The sequence below is a fragment of the Aestuariivivens marinum genome, assembly GCF_022662175.1.
Lineage (GTDB): Bacteria > Bacteroidota > Bacteroidia > Flavobacteriales > Flavobacteriaceae > Aestuariivivens > Aestuariivivens marinum.
Genome location: NZ_JAKMCR010000004.1, coordinates 1 through 22,560, shown reverse-complemented (window position 1 = coordinate 22,560; position 22,560 = coordinate 1). Strand labels below are relative to the sequence as shown.

General features: G+C 35.5%; 21 protein-coding genes and 1 tRNA gene. 7 read left to right on the top strand and 15 right to left on the bottom strand.

From position 1 onward, the window contains the following. Nucleotide 1: 1 nt before the first annotated feature. The 4 genes from MR053_RS10960 to trxB form a co-directional block, all read right to left on the bottom strand. Nucleotides 2-289 carry a helix-turn-helix domain-containing protein gene (locus tag MR053_RS10960; protein WP_242132476.1) on the bottom strand — a complete coding sequence of 96 codons (288 nt, stop codon included), beginning with the start codon at nt 287-289 and terminating at the stop codon, nt 2-4. Nucleotides 290-364: 75 nt separating this feature from the next. After that, nucleotides 365-802, bottom strand: coding sequence for an Arm DNA-binding domain-containing protein (locus tag MR053_RS10955; protein ID WP_242132475.1), 438 nt, complete (start codon nt 800-802; stop codon nt 365-367). Nucleotides 803-1,016: 214 nt separating this feature from the next. Then, nucleotides 1,017-1,091, bottom strand: a tRNA-Pro gene (locus tag MR053_RS10950). Between the two features lie 103 nt (nt 1,092-1,194). Beyond that, nucleotides 1,195-2,175, bottom strand: a complete 981-nt coding sequence (gene trxB, locus MR053_RS10945; protein WP_223549094.1) for a thioredoxin-disulfide reductase — start codon at nt 2,173-2,175, stop codon at nt 1,195-1,197. A 172-nt stretch (nt 2,176-2,347) separates the two neighbouring features. Here trxB and MR053_RS10940 point away from each other — a divergent pair, with 172 nt between their 5' ends. Next, a complete protein-coding gene (locus MR053_RS10940; protein ID WP_242132474.1) occupies nt 2,348-2,818 on the top strand; it encodes a hypothetical protein in 471 nt (156 codons plus the stop codon). A 259-nt stretch (nt 2,819-3,077) separates the two neighbouring features. Continuing rightward, nucleotides 3,078-3,518: a sulfite exporter TauE/SafE family protein gene (locus MR053_RS10935; RefSeq protein ID WP_255745067.1), complete on the top strand. Its 441-nt coding sequence runs from the start codon at nt 3,078-3,080 to the stop codon at nt 3,516-3,518. Between the two features lie 9 nt (nt 3,519-3,527). On the opposite strand, the gene MR053_RS10930 is transcribed toward MR053_RS10935, so the two are convergent. The 11 genes from MR053_RS10930 to MR053_RS10880 form a co-directional block, all read right to left on the bottom strand. Beyond that, a complete protein-coding gene (locus MR053_RS10930; protein WP_242132473.1) occupies nt 3,528-4,079 on the bottom strand; it encodes an NUDIX hydrolase in 552 nt (183 codons plus the stop codon). 6 nt (nt 4,080-4,085) lie between these two features. Then, on the bottom strand, nt 4,086-4,880 hold the full coding sequence (locus MR053_RS10925) for an endonuclease/exonuclease/phosphatase family protein (RefSeq protein WP_242132472.1): 795 nt from the start codon (nt 4,878-4,880) through the stop codon (nt 4,086-4,088). A gap of 181 nt (nt 4,881-5,061) precedes the next feature. Beyond that, a complete protein-coding gene (locus MR053_RS10920) occupies nt 5,062-5,712 on the bottom strand; it encodes an ABC transporter ATP-binding protein (protein ID WP_242132471.1) in 651 nt (216 codons plus the stop codon). A 2-nt stretch (nt 5,713-5,714) separates the two neighbouring features. Next, complete coding sequence (locus MR053_RS10915; protein ID WP_242132470.1) at nt 5,715-6,473, bottom strand: ABC transporter permease; 759 nt, start codon at nt 6,471-6,473, stop codon at nt 5,715-5,717. A 93-nt stretch (nt 6,474-6,566) separates the two neighbouring features. Beyond that, nucleotides 6,567-7,901 (bottom strand): (R)-1-hydroxy-2-aminoethylphosphonate ammonia-lyase, encoded by a 1,335-nt coding sequence (gene pbfA / locus MR053_RS10910; protein ID WP_242132469.1) that lies wholly within the window; start codon nt 7,899-7,901, stop codon nt 6,567-6,569. Then, entirely contained in the window at nt 7,898-9,286 is a 1,389-nt protein-coding gene (modA, locus tag MR053_RS10905; RefSeq protein ID WP_242132468.1) for a molybdate ABC transporter substrate-binding protein, read from the bottom strand. Before modA ends, pbfA begins: the two co-directional genes overlap by 4 nt. A 171-nt stretch (nt 9,287-9,457) precedes the next feature. Continuing rightward, entirely contained in the window at nt 9,458-10,609 is a 1,152-nt protein-coding gene (gene moeB / locus MR053_RS10900) for a molybdopterin-synthase adenylyltransferase MoeB (RefSeq protein ID WP_242132467.1), read from the bottom strand. A 78-nt stretch (nt 10,610-10,687) separates the two neighbouring features. Further along, entirely contained in the window at nt 10,688-12,280 is a 1,593-nt protein-coding gene (locus tag MR053_RS10895; RefSeq protein ID WP_242132466.1) for a sulfatase, read from the bottom strand. A gap of 28 nt (nt 12,281-12,308) precedes the next feature. Then, nucleotides 12,309-13,979: a beta-N-acetylhexosaminidase gene (locus tag MR053_RS10890; protein ID WP_242132465.1), complete on the bottom strand. Its 1,671-nt coding sequence runs from the start codon at nt 13,977-13,979 to the stop codon at nt 12,309-12,311. 130 nt (nt 13,980-14,109) lie between these two features. Then, nucleotides 14,110-14,967 carry a formyltetrahydrofolate deformylase gene (gene purU, locus MR053_RS10885; protein WP_242132464.1) on the bottom strand — a complete coding sequence of 286 codons (858 nt, stop codon included), beginning with the start codon at nt 14,965-14,967 and terminating at the stop codon, nt 14,110-14,112. A gap of 395 nt (nt 14,968-15,362) precedes the next feature. After that, nucleotides 15,363-16,583, bottom strand: a complete 1,221-nt coding sequence (locus tag MR053_RS10880; protein ID WP_242132463.1) for an NAD(P)/FAD-dependent oxidoreductase — start codon at nt 16,581-16,583, stop codon at nt 15,363-15,365. A 252-nt stretch (nt 16,584-16,835) separates the two neighbouring features. On the opposite strand from MR053_RS10880, the gene phnA reads away from it, so the two are divergent. The 5 genes from phnA to MR053_RS10855 all read left to right on the top strand — a co-directional run. Beyond that, complete coding sequence (phnA, locus tag MR053_RS10875; RefSeq protein ID WP_242132462.1) at nt 16,836-18,047, top strand: phosphonoacetate hydrolase; 1,212 nt, start codon at nt 16,836-16,838, stop codon at nt 18,045-18,047. Between the two features lie 52 nt (nt 18,048-18,099). Beyond that, nucleotides 18,100-19,560, top strand: a complete 1,461-nt coding sequence (locus MR053_RS10870; RefSeq protein ID WP_242132461.1) for an aldehyde dehydrogenase family protein — start codon at nt 18,100-18,102, stop codon at nt 19,558-19,560. A gap of 157 nt (nt 19,561-19,717) precedes the next feature. Beyond that, nucleotides 19,718-20,824 (top strand): 2-aminoethylphosphonate aminotransferase, encoded by a 1,107-nt coding sequence (locus MR053_RS10865; RefSeq protein ID WP_242132460.1) that lies wholly within the window; start codon nt 19,718-19,720, stop codon nt 20,822-20,824. 11 nt (nt 20,825-20,835) lie between these two features. Further along, nucleotides 20,836-21,405 carry a helix-turn-helix domain-containing protein gene (locus MR053_RS10860; RefSeq protein ID WP_223549132.1) on the top strand — a complete coding sequence of 190 codons (570 nt, stop codon included), beginning with the start codon at nt 20,836-20,838 and terminating at the stop codon, nt 21,403-21,405. Between the two features lie 554 nt (nt 21,406-21,959). Further along, nucleotides 21,960-22,560 (top strand): HYR domain-containing protein (locus tag MR053_RS10855; RefSeq protein WP_242132459.1); only part of this gene is annotated, 601 nt, incomplete at its 3' end.

Sequence of the window (22,560 nt, the reverse complement as noted above, 5' to 3'; positions counted from 1 at the left end):
TTTAAATTAGATCTAAATCTTGAAGTTTTCTACCAAATTCATCATCCGCTGCTAATTTTAGAAAATCATCTTGCAACCCAAGTACACGTAAAACATTGAAATAAGCCCCAATAGTTACACTTGAGTTACCTTTTTCAATTTTATACAAGGTCGTTCTATCTATATCTGCACGTTCTGAAACTTGAACAGTTGTCAATTTCCTTCTTTTGCGTGCCAACTTGATATTTTCACCCAAGCGCTCCATAATTTCCATATGCTTCGGGAATATTATGTTTTTCTTTGTCTTCATAATTGTTGCTTATTTTCAACAAAAATACGTTTAATGTTGATAATATACAACATTTTGTAATTAAAACTATTTCATTCAATAGCGAGTCAGAGTTTTTAAAGCAATTAAGTTTTGGCAAATTTTGAGTGTTCCCGGTTTAAGTATCGTTTTCATAGTCTTGTTATGATAACTTACTAATTGCAAAAGGGTTTTGTGTTGTTCATCCATACCCAGATAACGTGATTTTAACGTAAAAACCGTAATTAGCTTGCCTTCATTTTGAAGTTTCACGTAACTATCGTAAAGCTTATTCTGTACTTGCTGAATGTAATTGTTTAAAGCACGTGCTTCATGAGAATTCCCTTTAACCTTGCCCTTGTTTTTATCCCAAAGCTTTTGGGATACGTTTCTTTTTAAACTGATTTCGGAACGCTTGCCATTAACAGTAATACGAACAAAGATTAGGGCTTGGTCGGTCTTTTTGGAATTGAGACGCGTAAAGAATATTACGCCAAAGGTGGAATTTGTTTTCATTTTGAAAGTGTTTTGGTCGAACGATAGACTCGTAACACGAAAATCAAATCACTTTCAAAAAATTCTTATGTTTTGGTGAGCTCACCGAATCACTCACCTATTAACTCACTTTTGTTCTAAACGAGTTTGTTTATCAAACACAGCCAATCCTTTTATTTATATAGTGTTTGGCTATTTTTTGTGTGTTTTTGGTTTTATTTAAAACCTTAAAAAGTCGGGATGACAGGATTTGAACCTGCGACCACACGGCCCCCAGCCGTGTACGCTAACCGGACTGCGCCACATCCCGATTTAATTATGGGCTTCAAAGAAAACACTTTTTGATATAATTACAAAACAAAAAACCAAAGCATTTTCATGCTTTGGTCCATATATAAAAAATCAAAATGCTTTTAGTTATATGTTGATGTTGAAACTTCAAATGAAGCATCCTTTGCCGCCAACCAACGTTCTGCATCTAAAGCAGCCATACAACCAGTTCCTGCAGCCGTAACAGCCTGTCTGTAAACGTGGTCTGCTGCATCGCCCGATACAAATACGCCCTCTATGTTCGTTTTAGAGGTTCCCGGTTTGTTGATGATATATCCCGTGTCATCCAACTCCAAATAATCCTTAAAAATATCTGTATTGGGCTTATGTCCAATAGCTACAAAGAATCCTGTTGCCGGAATCTCTTGCTTTTCATTGGTCTTATTATTGAACACCCTAACACCTGTAACCACTTGCCCGTCGCCCAATACCTCATCGGTCTCAGTATTAAACAATATATTTATGTTTGGCGTATTCTTAACTCTGGCTGCCATAATTTTAGATGCCCTAAATTCATCACGTCTTACCAACATGGTTACTTTAGTACATAACTTGGATAAATAGTGAGCTTCTTCACAGGCACTATCACCAGCACCAACTATAACGACCTCCTGATTCCTATAAAAGAATCCATCACAAACCGCACATGCCGAAACACCGCCTCCTAATTTTAGATACTTCTGTTCTGATTCCAATCCTAAATACTTGGCTGAAGCCCCTGTTGATATAATGACCGTATCACAATGAATTTCTTTTGTGTCATTCACCCACACTTTATGGACCCCTCCTGAAAAATCAACTTTAGTCACCCAGCCATCACGAATATCGGTTTCAAAACGTTGTGCCTGAGCCTGTAGTTGCATCATCATTTCCGGGCCTGTTACTCCCTCTGGATACCCTGGAAAATTTTCTACTTCATTGGTCGTTGTCAACTGCCCTCCTGGTTGTGTGCCTTGGTATAAAACAGGGTTCATATTGGCCCTTGCAGCATAGATAGCTGCCGTATAACCTGCTGGCCCTGAACCTATAATTAAACATTTTACCTTTTCTATTGTATCAGCCATAATTCAATTTATTTAATTTGAGCAAAAGTATAGTTTTTGGCCTTAACTTTACTTATAAGTTATCAACAGTTTTTATCTGCTTATAGTAGTTTCTTATTGGCTTCTAAGATTTATGGGTTATTTTTTGTAACTTGTAGATGTACTAACTACATATCTTCTAATCTTACCAACTATGAAAAATTTTTTTCTTATCCTCTTCATTTTGCTACTGTTTTCATGTAAGGAGAATTCAAATACAGAATCCACAAATGATAACTCTGAAATATCCAATGAAAAGACCCTTTCCATGCAAGGCGCATGGGAGTTGATTAGCTACTTTAATTACAGAAGTGATGGCTCTATTGATACAATTAAATCTTCAAATACACTTAAACAAATTAAAATGTACTCTCCTACAAAAGTCATGTGGTCCAGATTACGTGTTTCAGATTCTTTAGATTGGTTTGGATATGGTGATTACACTGCAAATGATAGTGTTTTAACCGAAGTTCTAGATTATGGCTCGAAAGCCATGAATAATATTATAAAAGAAAATAAAGAGTTTACATTTAAACTCATCTTAGAAGAAAACAAATTTTCTCAAATTAGTCTGGATGAACAAGGGAACCCTATGTTTGCTGAAAACTACAAACGAATAGAATAACTGTTTGCACATAGAAATCAATTAAAACAGCTATTCAAGCCTTTATAAAAAGATAAACCTATAATGTTCATAACATATTTATTACAAAACTTGGAATAGTTACCTTAATAGCCTGTAACAAAAAAGAGGTTAAGGGGTGCTTATTTGAACTTTATAATAGTTAAAATAAGGTTAGATTAGAATAAAACCATTACAAGTAAATGAACATATAAATACCTTATTTTTCTCAATTCATTCAGAAAGCCTTATGAATTAATATTTGGTCATTTTATTAATAACAGATTACATCATTTTTTATAAATTGAAGCCTATCAAAATAAAACACATGAAAATGACGCTTACAACTGTTCTTATTTTAATTCTTATAGGTATTCTAACTGGTGTTTTTAGTGGCTTACTAGGAGTGGGTGGCGGACTGATTATGATTCCCATGTTTGTATTTTTTTTAGGATTTTCACAACACATGGCACAAGGTCTTAGCCTAGCGGTAATGCTTCCCCCTGTTACATTTTTAGCTGTTTTAAATTATCACAAAGCAGGTGCAATAGATTGGAAAATGGCTTTAATTGTTTCTGTTTTATTTATGATTAGTGGTTATTTTGGTTCAAAATTAGCACTTAGAATAGACCAAGCTTTTCTTAAAAAGATTTTTGGGGTCTTTATTATTCTAGTAGGCATTAAAATGATTCTTGGAAAATAAAATCAACAACTATTGCATTTTTTTATTAATTGAAGCAAAAACTTGCTTAAAATAATCTAAACCATAAGGAACAAATCTAAATGAATCGGTTTTAGATTCTAATTTTTTAATTAATTCTGAAATAAATATCAATTGGATTCCTGCAACTTCTTCGACCTGAATTTGTAATTTTTCAATAGGAACCGTCAACTCTGCCAAATACATATAATGGTATTCCCTATCTATATAATCTTTATGATGTCTAAAATCTGTGGCATAATTTCCTATAAACGTTAAATCACTGGATGTTATATGGAAACCGACCTCTTCTCCTACTTCACGTTGGGCAGCTATTAACACATCTTCTCCCGCTCCAATATGGCCTGCTACAGATACATCCCAAGTATTGGGAAACTCCTTCTTGGTAGCCGCCCGCTTTTGTATTACAACCTCACCTTGTTTGGTATAAAGCCAAACATTAATACACGCATGCCAATAGCCTTTGGCATGTGCTTCAGACTTCATACAGGTTTTTCCCGTTGCTTTTCCCTCTCTATCAAGTATATCAACTAATTCATCCAAAACATACTAATTTAGAAGTTCCAGCACGCTCAAAACGGCACAATGGTCTGTTGCTTTATCATTACAGATAATTTTGGTATCCAAAACCCGCCAAGCATTCGCAGGTTTATATAACACATAGTCTATTTTTACACTTGGGGTATCAGAAGGCATAGTTGGTTGAAAATCGGGCAATGAAGGTTTCCAGATACTAAAAAGAATCTTCATGGTTTCACTCTCTGGCCTCGCATTTAAATCGCCTGCCATAATCATAGGTACATTCTCTTTTGCAAATAATTTGTTAATTGTATTTGCTTGGTTTATTCTATCGGTTTCATCTTTAGTATGGTCTAGGTGCGTTCCCACAAACTTAATGGTATCGCCACTTTTAATGACAACATTTACTTCTAAAGCAGCCCTAGGCTCCTTGCCCTCCCTAGCAGGTAAGACATGGTTTTTAGTTGACAGAAATGAATACTTTGACAAAATACCTTCACCATACTCACCACCATCAAAAGCCATAGCCTTACCAAAAATGGCCTGCATCTTGGCGCGTAAGCCTAACTCGGTGACCAAATCGACACCCAGAACACGATTAGTTTTAAAATCAACCTCCTGTAATGCTACTAAATCTGGTTGTTCATCGTTTATAACTTTGGCCAATAAATCAAAATCAAATTGTTTTTCGGCATTTACCGTTTCACCATGATATATATTGAACGTTAACACCCTGACTACTTTAGATGAATCTATTTGGGTTTGGGCATGTATGCTTATACTGAGAATAAATAGGAGTTTAAAAATAATTTTTATTCGATTCATTGGAATGCTTTTATTTTTCTTAAGTAAAGTTTATGTAGGCCATTTCAATTTTTTAAAAAATATAGACTATAATGCTAACTACCAACAAATATAATATAGATCAGTAAATCTTCTACTTAAGTTGGATTAACATTATAAATACGTCTCATTGTTCGAAGTCAAGACACAAGACCCACTTGGGCTATCTGAATTTCTTTTGATGTGTTATGGTTCCAGCTTCAAAATACAAAACCTTATTGGCAAGTTTTGAAGCTTCAAAATTAGAGTGCGTAACATGTACCACTGTTATATCCAAATTCTGCTTTAATTTAACCAATAGCTCTATCATATCGCCCTTAGTATCCTCATCCAAAGCACTTAACGGCTCATCTAAACACAATATTTGAGGATAAAAACTCAGGGCCCTAGCCAATGCAACACGCTGTTTCTCACCGCCACTTAGACCATCTATACGTCGTTCCAACAAATGGTCTATACCCATAAGCTCTGCCAATTCGTTTGTTCTTTCTTCTATTTTTTGTTTGTTACACTTGCGTATTTTTAAGGCAAATCCAATATTCTTTTTTACGGTCATAGTATTAAAAAGTGCAGCATCTTGAGGCACGTATCCTATTTCACGTTTAGCTGGGACTTCATTGGACACATTTTTGTCGTTTATCCAAATTTCACCAGATGACAACTTTCTTAGTCCACATATAGTTTCCAACAGGGTTGTTTTACCACAACCTGTTTTTCCCATAAGTACAACATATTCCTTTGCCTCAATGGTAAAGTTAAGGTTGGATAATTTAAAATCCCCTTGATGAATGCTTAAGTTAATACCTCTTATCATTGCTAAACAATCACTTTTTTATCACCAAATAACCGAACTACCATAAGCACTGCAAATCCCGAAAATATCATAATTAATGATACTGCTACAGCTGCCTCTATATTACCTACGGTCATTTCTAAAAATACCGTTGTTGGTAAAACCTCAGTACGCATTCTAGTCGCTCCAGAAAAGATAAGAATAGGTCCAAACTCTCCTAAAGCCCTAGCCCAGGCTAGAGAAGCCGCTGTTAAAATGCCATTCTTTGCTTGTGGTAATAGGATATTAAAAAAAGCTTGCTTTTGATTGCACCCCAATGTTAGAGCTACCTGTTCCTGTCTGTTGTTAATTTGGGAAAATGTTACATACATGGTACGTACAGCAAAAGCACAGGCAACCATAAACTGAGCAATTACAACACTATATACCGTATAAGTAATACGCACATGGCTTTCTATAAATCGGCCCGGAGCGGTTTGAAATAAAATCAACAAACTCAATCCTATTACTAATGGTGGTAGTACTATAGGAATGTCAAGAATAGCGTCGATTACTTTTTTAAACGGAAATTCAAAACGTGACATAAAATACCCTAATGGAACAGCAACCATTACGCTTAAAATCATAGTAACCGTACAGGTGATCAAGCTCAATTTAATTGCATATTGAATTTCCTTACTTTTAAGTGCTTCAAATATATGTCCTGGTGAAGTATAGGACATATCAGCCACCATCATAGCAACAATTAAAATGATATAAGTAGAAGCAACAATACCCATCATTATATAAAAAGGAGTATTGGGTTTAACTTTTAAAGGTTTAATATGTTCTTGTAACGCTTTAATCCTATTTCTTTTATTAGATTATCTACTTCTCTACAGTATAGATTCAAATGCCCTATCTAAAATAGATATAGCATTTTTAAGCTCTTCCCTTTTAATAGTCAACGCTGGTGATAATTGTAAAACATGTCCTTGAGACACCTTAAAACTTAAGCCCTGTGTTAAGCAACTGTACATGATTTTCTCTGTTTCAATAACTTTTGGCTGATTGGTTTCTGGACACCTTAATTCAACTCCCCACAAAAGCCCTAACCCTCTTACCTCACTAATAATAGGGTATTTACATTTTAAGTCGTTCAAAGCTTGTTTCATGAAAATAGCATCTTCTTTTACTTTTTGTAACACCTCGTTCTCATTTATGTAATCAATTACGGCCCTAGCCGCTGCACATCCAACGGGACTCTTCTCATGTGTAAAATGTCCTAACGAAATATCCTGAGCTACATTATACTCTTCTCTACATACCATTGCTGCAAAGGGAATGACGCCTCCTCCAAGTCCTTTTCCCAAACATAAAATATCAGGCTCAATATTAAAATTCTCAAAGGCAAACATTTTTCCTGTTCGCCCTAAGGCAATTGGTATTTCATCCAAAATAAGCAATACATTATGTTTAGTACAAATTTCCCGAATACGTTTCCAGTATTTTTTAGAAGGGATCTGAACATCTGTATTCCTAACTGTTTCAGCAATAAAAGCCCCTATTTCACCTTCCTTCTCAATAACATACTCGAGATAGTCTGCAGATTTCATTTCATCTTCAAAAAAACCCCCTGTATTCATCGGTGGAGGAATACGTATAACTCCTGGCATCATTGGCCCCATATGCTGCCGAAATACCGCTTCACCTCCAGCACTTATCGCATCTAAAGATGCGCCATGAAAGGAATCCCAATTTGAAATAACTTTATGTCTTCCAGTAACAACTCTTGCTAATTTTAAAGCCATACTTACTGCCGACGTCCCTCCAGGTGCAAACAATACTCTATCTAAACCTTTGGGCAGTAAAGAGGTTATTCTTTTAGCAAAATCGATAGCTACTTCATTAGTATAACGACGGGTAGAAAAAGATAATTCATCTAATTGCTTTTTTATTTGCTCAATGACATAAGGATTAGAAAACCCAACTTGATGGACATTATTCCCGTGAAAATCAAGATAATCCTTTCCTTCCAAATTTGTGATTTTGGCATCCTTACATGAGCTAAGAACATCAAGACAAGGTGTAGACATAGACTGATGTAAAAATAAGGCCTCATCTTCGCTTAACAACTTTTTGGTTTTTTGATTAAGTTTTTGCTCTTGTTGCCATAGCGTTCTTTCTTTGGAAAGGTTAATATCTCCTTCTGTTTTTAAAAGCTCCTTCATTGTTTTAAATCTGGATTAGTATATTCCCAACCAAAACCATATTCTAAATATTTATCTTTAGAACTATTTTCCGTTAAGGCGTTTATTAATCGTTTTGTTAAATATTTGTAATTGGATTGAGCAGCAACCCCAATATTTTGAAGTGCAATAGCCTGGTCCAAATCTATTGACACTAGCTCTAATCTGTCCTTAACTTTCGCAACATTAGCATAATATACTATTACAGCATCTAATGAGCCTGTTAAAATTTGATTCACCAACAAATCTGCCGTTGGCGCTTGGGACCGAACATTTTTATAAACCGCTTCCCACAACCCTTGCCCCTCAAGCAATTGCTTTGTTAGAGCTCCTAATGCGCTTTGGTTATCATTGCACACACCTAGTTCTATATTTTTTTTTGTTAAATCGCTAAGACTTAGAATTTGTTTTGGATTTTCTTTTTTGGTTACAATAACAATTCTTGTATTGGAAATATCCAAAATATTGGTAAACCTATCCTTTACCTGTTCCATAAACGACACATCGCATGTTAAGTAAGCATCTGGGTTTTGTCCTGCTTTAATTTGGGAAACCAATATTCCACAACCATTGTACACGCGTATTACTTTTATACCTTCACGAGTTTCAAATGCATTGATAGTTTCATCTGCTGCCAGCCTATTTACGCCACCACTATAGAATAAGAGTTCTGGAGTTTCTTCCCAAACATCACCTTCTATAGGGTGATAGCCCAAGACCCTAAAAGTTTCCAAACCTTTATTTTTAGCAGAAAGATAACGTAAAAATTTTAAGGCTTCAGTTGGTTTTTTGGAAAATTTAAGCACGCCTAATGTTACTGTTTTTATGTATTTGTTAAATGCCTTTTCGTCGACAACATCAATATCCTCATACTGATTGGCCGTAGCATCCCAAATAATACCTGCATCAACTGTTCCCAATTTAACAGCATTAGCGACTTCGTTAACTGTTAGCATCTGTACTTCTAGATGGTTTTGAATACTATCCCAAAGTTTTGAATCCTGAAACATTTTTTTAGTGAGACGTCCAATGGATGCTGCATCGGGATTTGCAATGGCAATTCTTAAAGTATCACGAAATACACTAGATATGCCCCTGATTCTTTTTGGGTTACCTTTTGGTACTGCTATGATAGGTTTTAAAAAAGATAAAGGTTGCGTTTCTTTGACGAGTTTAAACTTTTGGGCTTCCTTTATATAACTTATATCGGCTGCCAAATATAAATCACCTTGTTGAGCCACCCTTAAATTGGAAAGTAAGGTACCAGAACCTCCATATTGAATATTGATACGCACACCATATTCACTGAAATAATTATTTGCTACTACTTCAACAACCGGTTTCATTCCTGCTGCACAATAGAGCATTAATGATTTTCCTTCATTATTCTTTTTACATGAAAAAAGTATTAGCAGTAAAAGTAAAGTGGTAATATAATTTTGCTTTATGAACACCCTATATATAAATCGTAGTATTTTACAAACTTGCAACTTTTTTTAGTTATATTCAAGTTTATTAATATTAAAAACACATTAAAATTAATACCTATCTAAGCTGCGATCAACCTCCATGCTATATTTATCTATACCCCCCTTTAGATTATAAACTTTGTTAAAACCATTGTCAATTAAATACTCTACAACTTTTTTACTTCTACCACCATGATGACACATAACCACTATAGTTTTATCCTTTGGCAAGACGTCTAGTTTATTCGAAACTTGTTCTTGGGGAATCAAGACAGAACCTTTAATTTTCGCGATTTCATATTCATATGGTTCACGGACATCCAACAAAAAAACATTTTTTTTATTAATCAAATCAAAAAGACTCTTAGGCATTATTTCATTATTACCGTGTAACTTTTCCATAGACTCCACTCCTTTCCCTTCTTTCATTATACCACAAAACACATCATAATCAATAAGCTTTGTAATAGTTGGTTTATCTCCGCAAACCGAACAATTATTATTTCTTTTTAATTTTATTTCGGAAAAATGCATTTGCAATGCATTGTAAAGCAACAAACGCCCAATTAGTGGTTGCCCTTGTTTTAAAATCAACTTTACCACTTCTGTCGCCTGAATGGTTCCCATAAGTCCGGGCAATACGCCTAGCACCCCAGCTTCGCCACAAGAAGGTACAGTACCAGGCGCTGGGGGCGTGGGATACAAACACCTGTAGCAAGGTCCTCCTTTAGCTCCAAAAATACTGGCTTGACCTTCAAACTTATAAATTGACGCATAAACATTTGGCTTTCCCAATAACACACAGGCATCGTTAACCAAATAGCGGGTTTGAAAGTTATCGGTGCCATCGGCGACAATATCGTATGCCTTGATGATGTCCAATGCATTTTCTGAAGTTATTGCTTCACTATACTGAACAATATTAATGTCGGGGTTTATATTTTTAAGTGTGGCTGTTGCAGATTCCAGTTTTAATTTACCTATATCAGAAGTCCCATGAATGATTTGCCGCTGAAGATTAGAAGCATCGACTACATCAAAATCAACCAAGCCTAAAGTACCTACTCCCGATGCTGCCAAATACATGGCTAAAGGTGACCCCAATCCACCGAGCCCCACAACTAAAACCGATGCATTCTTAAGTTTTTGTTGCCCTTCAATACCTACCTCACTCAACAACAAGTGTCTTGAATAGCGCTTTAATTCTTCTTTAGATAGCATTATTTACATTCTATTTTCAAAAAATTATCAATACCGCTTTAAAATTAATGCTTTTAAAATAGAAATCGTAAAACCCAACTAGGTCTTATTTATTATTTGACCAATAGCTTCTTCAGCATCTGGCCAAGGCACTTGCTGATTGGTGTCTGTTCTGGTTGGCATTTGTGCATTGACTCCTCTTAAATAATCACCAAGCTCTACAGCCAAAGCTTTTAACTTTTCTTTTTCTGTACTGGCCAAATTATTGGTTTCACCTATATCTTCTTCAATATTGAACAATTCAAAATGACTATCTATATGATAATAGATTAATTTATAATCGCCTTTACGTATGGCGCTGGTCGCCCCAATACCCGGGCCCGTTTGCCCCCAATTATTGGGATAATGCCAAAACAAAGGCCTTTCATTGTTGTTCACTTCTTTAGATTTCAAAATTGAAACAAAACTTTTTCCATCTATAGTTTGAACAGCTTTATATTTTTCAATCCTTGCCATTTCCAATATGGTTGGAAAAAAATCTTCTATAATAACATAGTTACTTGTACTAGAATTTTCTTGAGTTACCCCGGGCCACTTTACAATCATTGGTTCTCGAATACCGCCTTCATGTGCCGACCCTTTACCGCTTGAAAGAGGTTTATTATGCGTATGGGGTTGGCCTCCTCTGGCCACTGCACTCAATCCGCCATTATCGGACATAAACAAAATAATGGTATTATCGGCAATTCCTTTATCGTTTAAATAATTCATTAAATCACCCAAACTCTTGTCCATACCCTCTACCATAGAGGCATATTTGGCTTCCTTGGGGTCTAGCCTTGCATCCAAATATTTTTTTTCAAACCTATTATCCCCGTATAAAGGCGTGTGCACTGCATAATGTGCCATATACAAAAAGAAAGGTTTTTTGACTACTACAGCACTATCCATAGCCAGTATAGCCTCCTTAGTTAGTGCTTCGGTTAAAAATATATCTTCACCATGATATTTTTCCAAACCTGGCACCGCCCATATTTCCTTTCCTTTTTCACCATTTCCAAAATTTTCTGTTCCCAAATAACTTTCTGGGGCCCCTGCAGCATGTCCTGCTATATTAACATCAAATCCAATACGCTTAGGGTTTTCTGCTGGTGTTCCAATAGCACCAAAATGCGCTTTACCAGCATGAATTGTGTAATAGCCTGCTTCTTGCAATAAATTTGGCAGCGGTGTAGCATATACTGCATTTTTAATATCTGGTATTGGACTCATACCATTAACATTCCATCTTGGAAATTTCAATTTTTTATGGTTTACTTCCACAGGTTGCAGCATATCTTTCTTAAGTGTCCAATTAGTAACTCTATGCCTCGCAGCATTCATTCCAGTCATTAAACTAATCCTTGTCGGGGAGCATACAGACGTAGCATAAGCCTGCGTAAATTTCATGCCTTCCTTTGCAAGACGTTCCATGTTTGGTGTTTTGTAGCGCTCATTAAAAGCTGTTTTCTCTGTCCAAAATGGTACTGAGGTATCTTGCCAGCCCATATCGTCAACCAAAAACAGTATAATGTTTGGTTGCTCACTACCCCCCTTATCTCCATGCCCTACAGCCTTAGCATCTTTCTGTTTACAAGAGATTATGGTAAAACAAATGGCAAAAACACCAATTACTCTACATATGTTATTCATAACCTAAATAATTTGTAGTTACATTCCATTACTCTAACACTTTCGCATAGTTAATTCCTAAATTGTCCCAGCGGCTCTGCATTTTTTTTAAAGCCACTTTAAAGCTATCAAAGTCTTTATTTTCTATTGTCGTCCAACCTACTTCTGCATAAGCAGCAATTCTTGGGAATGTTTGACGTTCTACATCTTTATATGTAGGTGTCCATTCGCTCCACATCTGGCAGCCAAAACCTAAAATATTTTCATGGTACTGTTCTTCCAATCCTTCTGGAATTGGATTGAAACTATAAGCCTTTTGTAAACTAATTGATTTATAATTATAATCTAAATAAGTATTACTGTGTAGTGAATTCACAATATCATATCCTTTTTTAGCAGCATCGGTAGCCAATTCCAAATCACCTTTCCAGAAATGAACAACAACATTTTTAGCTAGCTCTGTCTCGGCTTCTTTATCGTCTTTCTTTTCTTCAAAACCATGATGTATGTTTTTGCCTAAAATTTCGTTCCAACCCATCATTCTTCGTCCATTCTCCTCTATGAATTTTGAAATTTTATTGGTAAAAGCTATTTGTAAATCTGCAGGGGTATTAATTCCATTTTCTTTCATGTACTCCTGAACATGCTTTGACTCTTCCCAAACCTTATATCCCACTTCATCTCCACCAATATGAATAACTTTAGAGGGGAACAACTCAAATAACTCCAGAAGAACATCCTTAATAAACTGCTCAACTTCAGGCTTGGTCACATCGTAATTATCGTAATGTCTACCAAATTTAACAGGAACATCAATATCTTTACCAGCCGTCCCTAGCCAAGTATAAGCTGCAATAGCGGCACTCGAGTGCCCTGGCATTTCAAACTCTGGTACCACAGTAATATTACGCTCGGCAGCATACGCTACAATATCCTTTATTTGCTCTTGAGTATAAAAGCCACCATGTGCTTCACCAGATGTTTTACCACTGCCCCACCATTCAATTTCTGAATCGGTTCTAAACGCACCAACCTTTGTCAATAATGGATATTTTTTAATCTCAACACGCCAACCTGCATCATCTACTAAATGCCAGTGAAATATATTCATTTTCAATAAAGCCATCTGATCCAGTATCTGCTTGACAAATGTTTCACCGTGAAAATAACGCGACTCATCTAACATATAGGCGCGCCACTTAAAACGCGGACTATCTTCTATGGTAACACAAGGCACTAACCACTTATTGGATTCAACACCATGACTTACTGATTCATGTGTTAAAAGTTGATATAATGATTGCACTCCATAAAAATAACCAGCAGCCTCACTAGCACTAATAATAATTTGGTTCGGATTAACGTCTAATTGATACGCCTCAGATGGGATACTTTCAACAAATCTAAAGATAATCCTACCCGAGTTTTTTTCCTCCAATTCAAGTATTTTACCCGTGGTATTACCGATTAAGTCTATTAAATGATTTGCGGCAATTTGTTGATCATCCGATTCGATTGAAACCTTGTCACCTTCTTTAAAAGCAAAAGAAAACTCCCCCAAAGTAAGCTTTGATGGTTTCGGTAAAATATTAATTTCTACAGGTAGAAAAGTTCTATTTTTCTCTGCACAACTGCTGAACAATAAAACTAGAAATAATACAAAAAAGGCATTATAGCGCATAATGGGTATTTTAATTCTTGATTTATTGTGCTCGAACATAAACTTATAGCTTAATTGATTAGAATACAAATTAATCACCTTAACATTAAGGTAATACTGAAAAGACTAAGGCGTAGAGCAATTATTCAACTACTAATAAAAATATGGTTTACACTTAATCTAGTATAACTTATGTTTCAGGAAATACAATTGTTTTATTTCCATCAACGATTATCTGGTTATTCAAATGAAACTTAACCGCTCTAGACAAAACCATTGTTTCTATATCGGCACCAATACTCTTGAGAGTGCTTACCGTAGACTCATGGGTTACTCGCTCTACATCCTGTTCAATAATCGGACCCTCATCTAAATCTTGGGTAGCGTAATGCGCTGTTGCACCAATTAATTTCACCCCACGTTCATAAGCCCTCATGTACGGGTTTGCACCCTGAAATGCAGGCAAAAATGAATGATGAATATTAATGATTCTATACGGATAATGACTTATAAAATCTGATGTCAGTATCTGCATGTACCTTGCCATTACTATTAAATCAATTTCATTTTTATCAAATAAATCCTTTAATTCTGCTTCTTGCTGGTTTCTAGTCTCTTTATTTACAGGTGCATAGTAATAAGGAATACCAAACATTTCGGCCACAGGCCTTAATTTTTCATGGTTACTAACCACCAAAACGACTTCACAAGGCAATATGCCCTCTTTGTATTTCGATAATAAATCATATAAATTATGATTGGTATGCGACACCATTATAGCAACTTTTTGCTTTTTGTCACCATAATCTATTTTCCATTCAATATCAAAACTTTTGGATAACTTATCAAACTTTTCCTCTAGATCAATAGTTATGTTTTGCTTAGTAGTTAAGCATATACGCATAAAGAATTTTTTTTCCCTTACATTGGTATACTGCTGCAAACTAATAATATTAAAACCCTCTTTATAGAAAAACCCCGTTAATGTGGCTATAATTCCCTCTCTATCTGGACACTTTATCAACAACGTAACCGTTTTTTGTTCCATTTAATTATATTTTGATTGTTATTTAAGGTGAATAACAAATACGTTTTTTATATCACGAAACACTAAATTTCTATTCCTTTTAAATTGAAAAGCACTTTGAACTTACAAACATTATTTACATCAATTAGATTACATGATAAATTCGTATTCCCTTAAGCAAAATAAGTTTAAGTATTTAAGAATTGCAAAATAAAGTTAAAGCACTACCAGACAAATCTTTGTAAATTCAATATAGTGATTCAATAAATAATGCTTAAAGGTAGCAATCCCTAAAAAACCTTTTCCAAACAAATCTTAAAAAAATCATTCATTTATTTTCAAATAAAACTTCTATAAAAAAGTATCACTTTTATAAGTTATCTTTATTAATATTTTTACAAAAATGCTCATTATTATTAACCTTCTTTTTTATTGGAACGTGCATCTGCACAACGTTGCCTAAAACTAGAATTAAACGGATCTATTTCACCAAACCTATCAACACCAAACGATTCAATATTAGTAAACAAAGGCACCTCAGATATTAATTCTGCTATAGTACGTCCATACCCGCCCGATGTAGCTACGCCAGCACCAGAACAACCTGTTGACAAATACAACCCGTCAACATGCTTCGCTCTTCCAACCACCAAAGAGGCATCTGGGGTATAGGTTGAAAAACCAGAGACACAATGGGCTATTTCCATATCATAGAATTCTGGAAAAAATTCTTGAAAAACCGCTCCTTTTTCCATTATTATATCCCACGATTCGGCTTCAGAAATCAGGTTAAATCCATTCATGCTACTCGGCAATAGCCTAGGATCTACATGAACTCCTTTATTGTCCCTTATACCAAAAAGCAAAGACGTTCCATCCGGTCTACAATAAGCAGATGCATCGGGCAAAATAACCATAGGCTGGTTAGGATTAAATAAATCTGGACGTTCTCCAGTTATCCAATAAACACTCCTTACAGGGGCCATTGGGACCGCCTCACCCACTTGCATTGACAACAGGTTACTCCAAGCTCCTGCAGCATCTACTACTACATCGCAATCAATAATACCCTTGTCAGTTTGTATTCCTGTTACCTTACCTTCATCTGTTAATATTTCTTCAACATTGGTATATTGCTTAATAACTGCTCCCAAACGTTTTGCAGCTTTTGCAAAATTTGTGGCCAAAATAGTTGACTCCATGTAACAGTCCTCCTCCATAAATGCGCCACCCCTAACCTTATCAATATTGAGCCATGGCAATCTTAATTTAATGTCTTGAGGTTCGAGCCACATACATTTTAATCCAAAAGATAGAGCTACCTCCATTAACCCCTTTATACTTTTCTCTGAAGCATCAGATGCTGCAACATGAATACTACCAACACGCATAACCCCTATAGCCTCACCCAACAAATCTTCTATTTCTGTAATAGCTTCCATAGTCTGCATGACCAACGGAACTATTGATTTTTTCGACCTTGCCAAAGTCACTAATGAAGCCGCTAAAGACGTGTTACCAGAACCAATAAAATTCCTTTCAACTAATACAACTTCAGCTTTAGCCATTTTACTAACATAATAGGCTACTGCAGTGCCAATAGTACCTGCACCAATAACTACGACCTTTTTTATCATAAAATATCTTTAATCTAAAATAGCAATAAAATGTATTTGAACATCCATTAGTGCTTTATTTAAACTTAGGCTGTGGTTGTTCAATAGATTACTCAAAAAACAACTCTTTTTCGTCAACAGTTTTCAAGGTAAAAGCAATAAAAGAACTAAAATAATTATAATATTAGTAAATATTAATTATAAAATTATAGTATTAGTATATTTTTTTTACTTTTGTGAAAATTTTAGTTTAAATATTTAGTCACTTAAATAATGGAAATAAACAACAGAAATTACCCTAGACAAAAGAAAACAATAATAGGGATTTGTATGGATGGCACTTCATACCCATACTATGAAAAGGCAAAACACGTTATGCCAAATTTGCAACGTTTTATAAACGAAGGCTCGTTTGGTTTAGTAAAAAGTGTCATTCCTTCATTTACAAACCCAAACAATATGGCTATTGTTACCGGGGTAACTCCAAAAGTAAATGGTATATGCGGTAATTTTTATTGGGATACACAATTACAAGAAGAAGTGATGATGAACGACCCGAAATACCTAAAAGTACCAACCATTTTATCTGAACTGAGTCATAACGATCGTAAAGTTGCTGTTGTTACTGCTAAAGATAAACTAAGAAAAATGCTGGCCCATAATTTAAATGGCATCTGTTTTTCTGCTGAATTTGCCAATCAAGCCACTTTAGAGGAAAATGGCATTGAAAATGTTGAAAGTGAATTAATGGGTAAAGAAAGACCAGGCATATACGATCCTTATATTTCTGTTTACTGTATTGAAGCTGGCGCAAAACTTTTACAACGCGAACATTATGATGTGATGTACTTAACCACTACCGATTTTGTACAACATAAATATGCGCCTGGAAGTGAAGGTGCTAACGATTTTCTAGCAAAAATTGACTACTGGTTAGGTGAGCTTGACAAATTGGGTGCTATTGTAGGTGTTACGGCAGACCATGGTATGGAAGCTAAAACAAATGTAGATGGATCGCCAAAAGTACAGTTCATTGAAAAACTACTGAACGAGCAAGGTATTAGCACGAGGGTCATCCTACCAATTACTGATCCTTATGTAGTGCACCATGGTGCTTTGGGAGGCTATGGAACCTTATATCTAGATGATAAATCTCAACTTGAAGCGGCAAAAGCTTATCTATTAAGTTTAGATGGTATTGAAAAAGTGTTGACCAACGATGAAGCCGTTGAAGCTTATGAATTGCCATCCGATAGAATTGGAGATCTAGTTATACTTTCAGATGCTGCAACAACCATAGGAAGAACGCCAGAGTGGCATGACCTAGAAAAGGTAAAAGAAGGATTGCGTTCCCATGGCAGTGAACACTGCCAAGTGGTTCCTATGATTTTTAACAAGAAACTGAATAGTGAATATGCAGAAAAATTAGCTTCTGGAGAAAGCAGAAACTTCGATTTATTCCATTTCCTTTCTAACGGATTTTAAATCAGTTAAGCCTAAAAAACCTATTAAAGTCATAAAATAACAAGTTGGAATAATGGAAAAAGACAGTCATAAAAACAGTGATGGTATTATAGAATTTGGTGCCATAATTAATGGCAAACAAGTTAAAACTGGAGAATGGATTGAGGTATTCAATCCATACACCAAAAAATTAGTAGGTAGGGTTGCTTCAATAAATACTGATACCTTGGACAAAGTTTTAACAGATACCAAAAAAACTAAGATAAACCTCACACGCTATGAACGTTATGAGATTTTAAATAAAATTGCTGACGCGCTTGAAAGACGTGTAGATGAAGTCAGCCAGATGATTACCGATGAAACTGGTCTCTGCTTAAAAGACACACGCTATGAAGCCAGTCGTGTTTCCGATGTATTGCGTTTTTCGGCCATGAAGGCTCTTGACGATGATTCACAAGTGTTTCCTTGTGATGTATCTAAAAATGGTAAGCCCAGAAGAATTTATACCACTCGGGTCCCCTTAGGTTTAATTAGTGCCATTACACCATTTAACCATCCTATGAACCAAGTGGTCCATAAAATAGCACCTGCTATTGCAACCAATAATACCGTGGTATTAAAACCCTCTGAAAGAACACCGCTTTCTGCCTACTATTTTACACAATTGGCACTGGATTGTGGCTTGCCACCCAACATGCTTAACTGCGTGAATGGCAAAGACATTCAAGCCACATCCGAGATGATGACCGTACACCCTGAAATTACCATGGTTTCATTTACTGGAGGTAGTAAAATTGGAAAAATAATTGCTTCGAAAGCAGGCTACAAAAAGTTGGTTTTAGAACTAGGTGGCAGCTCAGCTTTATTAATATTAGACGATGCCGATATTGATGAAGCCGTTGAAGTCACCATGGCTGGAACTTTCAAAAATTCTGCACAACGCTGTACAGCTATTAGAAGGATTTTGGTGCATGAAAGTATTGCAGACGAATATGCTTCCAGATTGGCCAAACGCGTTAGCGCATTAAAATATGGTAATCCATACGATGAAAATAACGATATGGGAACCGTAATTACTGAAGAAGCCGCCATTGAAATGGAAAGACGTGTACAAGATGCCATAGCTAATGGTGCCGTGTGTTTGGCAGGCAATAAACGTGAAGGTGCACTATTTGCTCCAACGGTTTTAGACCATATTAAAAATGATCACGAAGTTGTTGCTAAGGAAACCTTTGGTCCGGTAGCCCCGATTATTCGTTTCTCTACATTAGATGAAGCAATAGATATCGCCAACGACACCCCTTACGGTTTGTCTGGTGGAGTAGTAAGTAATCATTGGCCATCCATTCAACGTGTTATTACAGAATTGGATACTGGAACCGTTAATGTAAACGAAGCGCCTAGTTACCGATTGGAATGGACTCCTTTTGGTGGTGTAAAAGATTCTGGATTAGGCTACAAAGAAGGTGTTATTGAGGCCATGAAAGCCTATACTTATGTAAAAACCTATTCCCTACCATGGGATATTGCATAACCATAAACTATACTTAAAACCATAACAAACTTTAAATTTTTTTAGCGTTTGTTAAGATAAAACACAATAATTAAATTAAACTAAAAACATTATATGGTTTTTCTAAGTCTTTCAAAACAACAAAGACTTAAACCAAGCATAAAACCAACACTATCTTATGGAAATTAAAAGAAATGTATTATTAAATCCTGGACCAGCTACGACCACAGATTCGGTAAAATTAGCGCAAGCGGTACCAGACATTTGTCCAAGAGAAAAAGAATTCGGTGATCTTATGGAGTTTTGTTCCACAGAAATAACCAGATTTGTTGGAGACCCAAAGGAGTATGCTACAGTATTATTTGGAGGATCGGGCACAGCAACAGTAGAAGCTATTCTAAATTCTGTAATTCCAGACAGTGGCAAGGTATTAATTATAGATAATGGTGCTTACGGAAAGCGGATGTGCCAAATTACAAGTGTTTATAAAATCCCCACTGTTGTTTTTGAATCGTCTTCAATTGAACCAATTGACTTAAGCGCTTTGGAAGACACCATTAAAAACACTGATGGATTGACGCACTTGGCGATGATCCACCATGAAACCACAACTGGGTTGTTAAATGACATTGCTGCTGTTGGTAACATTTGCAAAAACCACGGTATTAGTTTTATAGTAGACTCTATGAGTGGGTTTGCCGCCATTCCAGTAGATATGAAAACCATGAATATTGACTTCTTGGCTGCAAGTTCAAATAAAAACATACAAGGTATGGCGGGTATAGGTTTTGCTATCTGTAATAAAAAAGCATTAGATGCAACAGCTTCCATACCTATGCGAAGCCTATACTTAAATCTGTATGCGCAATACGCTTACTTCGAGAAAACGCATCAAACCCGTTTTACGCCTCCTGTACAAACATTTTATGCCTTAAAACAGGCTATCGTTGAAACACAGGAAGAAACCATAGAAGCCCGCTATGAGCGTTATTCTAAGTCTTGGGAGACATTGTTGGATGGTATAGAAGCCTTAGGATTAGAGTATTTAATAGATAGGAAATACCACTCAAAAATCATTACCTCTATTATAGAGCCCAAAACAGAATCTTACGATTTTGATGAAATGCATGACTATTTCTTCGATAGAGGGTTTACCATATATCCCGGAAAAGTAAATAATTACGATACCTTCAGAATTTCCAATATCGGTCAAATCGATCACAACGATATCAAGGCTTTTCTTGAAGTATTAAAATCGTATCTTGCTAAGATAAATTTCTCATAAACCACTAAAACATGGATGATATTTTAGTAAATCTAGGAAAGCAATTAAAACGAGTGCGTTTAAGTAAAGAATTGAGCCTAAAGCAGGTTGCCGAAATGAGCGATGTTAGTACGGGCTTGATTTCAAAAATAGAAAATTTTAGGACCACACCATCACTTCCTGTTTTACTAAAAATCATGCAAGCCCTGCAAATAGATTTAGGCGAATTAAATCTAATGTCCAACAACACCGAACCCTATGTACTAATAAGACATGGGGAAGGTGAATTAGAGGATCGTGAAGACTCCATGGGCTTAGAATACACCTTTCTGTTTTCCAATTCATTATCAGACAGCACACTACGTACTTACATTGTTAGGGTTAATAAAGGCGTTTATAGAGAACCTATTTCAACAGATGCCGTTGAGTTAATTTATGTTGTAAACGGGAAACTGGATTACATTATAAATGAAGAATCCATTGTTTTAAATGAAGGTGATATTCTATTCTTTGATGGTTCTGTTCCCCATGCTGTCCATAATAAGTATTCTGAAAATGCACAATTGCTAAAAATGTATTTCATACAGAAAAACCCTTTTTAATTTATACCAGTTCTTATTTAAAATTCTAATTATAGAAAACGCAACAAAATAGATTAGGCATTCCTTGATACTTATTTCTAAAGAAATTAACAACGTTTAATCTCCACGTTCAATTCATTAAAAACACACATGATATTTTATTGATTAACAACACCTTAAATTAGCAATCGATGGCATAAAATTAATAAAATAAATGCATTTCGTCGATTTTTTTTGCGTTTTATAGATGTTTTGTGAATTTTTTATTCTATATTCGTGTCCATAAAACAGTTATTTATCAAAAATATTTACTAAAACAAGTAGGTAAAACACTAATTAACTGTTTTATAACAGATTACTATTAATTAATCTATGTTAAAATTTTTATGCTCCTACTAATAGGAAATAAGGGTATTTCAACGAGTATTTTTGACATATACCGAAGGACATTCTAATTTTACATATCCCTCATAATTGGTTAATAGCACGTAAAACCTATAATTAGTTCGTTTTTTAAAGAAAGTAAGAAAACGAACCTGTTTACGTTTGTGCAATGCCCTAAATATTAACAATTTATGAAGAGAAAATACTTTTTTAAGTTTCTTTATATCTTAAGTAGCCTATTATTTTGCAGTTCGCTGTTAGCAAATAATTTTTACTTAAAAAGGAGTCCTGCTCCTTCTTCAAATAATGACACCCCTTATTATGGCTTGATTTCGGATTATGCGAGGGTGTTTGGTGAGAATAACGAAAGTGCATCAGCCAATTTAAATTTTAATACAAATAGCAATAGTTTTTTTACTATTAATGGGTGTCCAGGGCCTATTTCCATTAATAATGATTCTGGACTTTGTACAGCCTTTGTAAATTATAGCATACCTACAACTGATATACCTTCGGGTTCAATGGTACAAATTGATGGTACTGGATATTCATCAGGAAGCGCCTTTCCTGTTGGAATCACAACCCAAACATGGGAAGAAAGAGATGCTTCTAATGTTGCAACTGGTAACACATGTAGCTTTACTGTTACCGTTAATGACAATGAAGATCCCGTTACGCCATCCCTTGCAGACGTGACCGGGGAGTGTTCTGCAACAGCTACTGCCCCAACAACAACCGATGCCTGTGCCGGAACAATCACTGGTACTACATCAGACCCTTTAACTTATAACT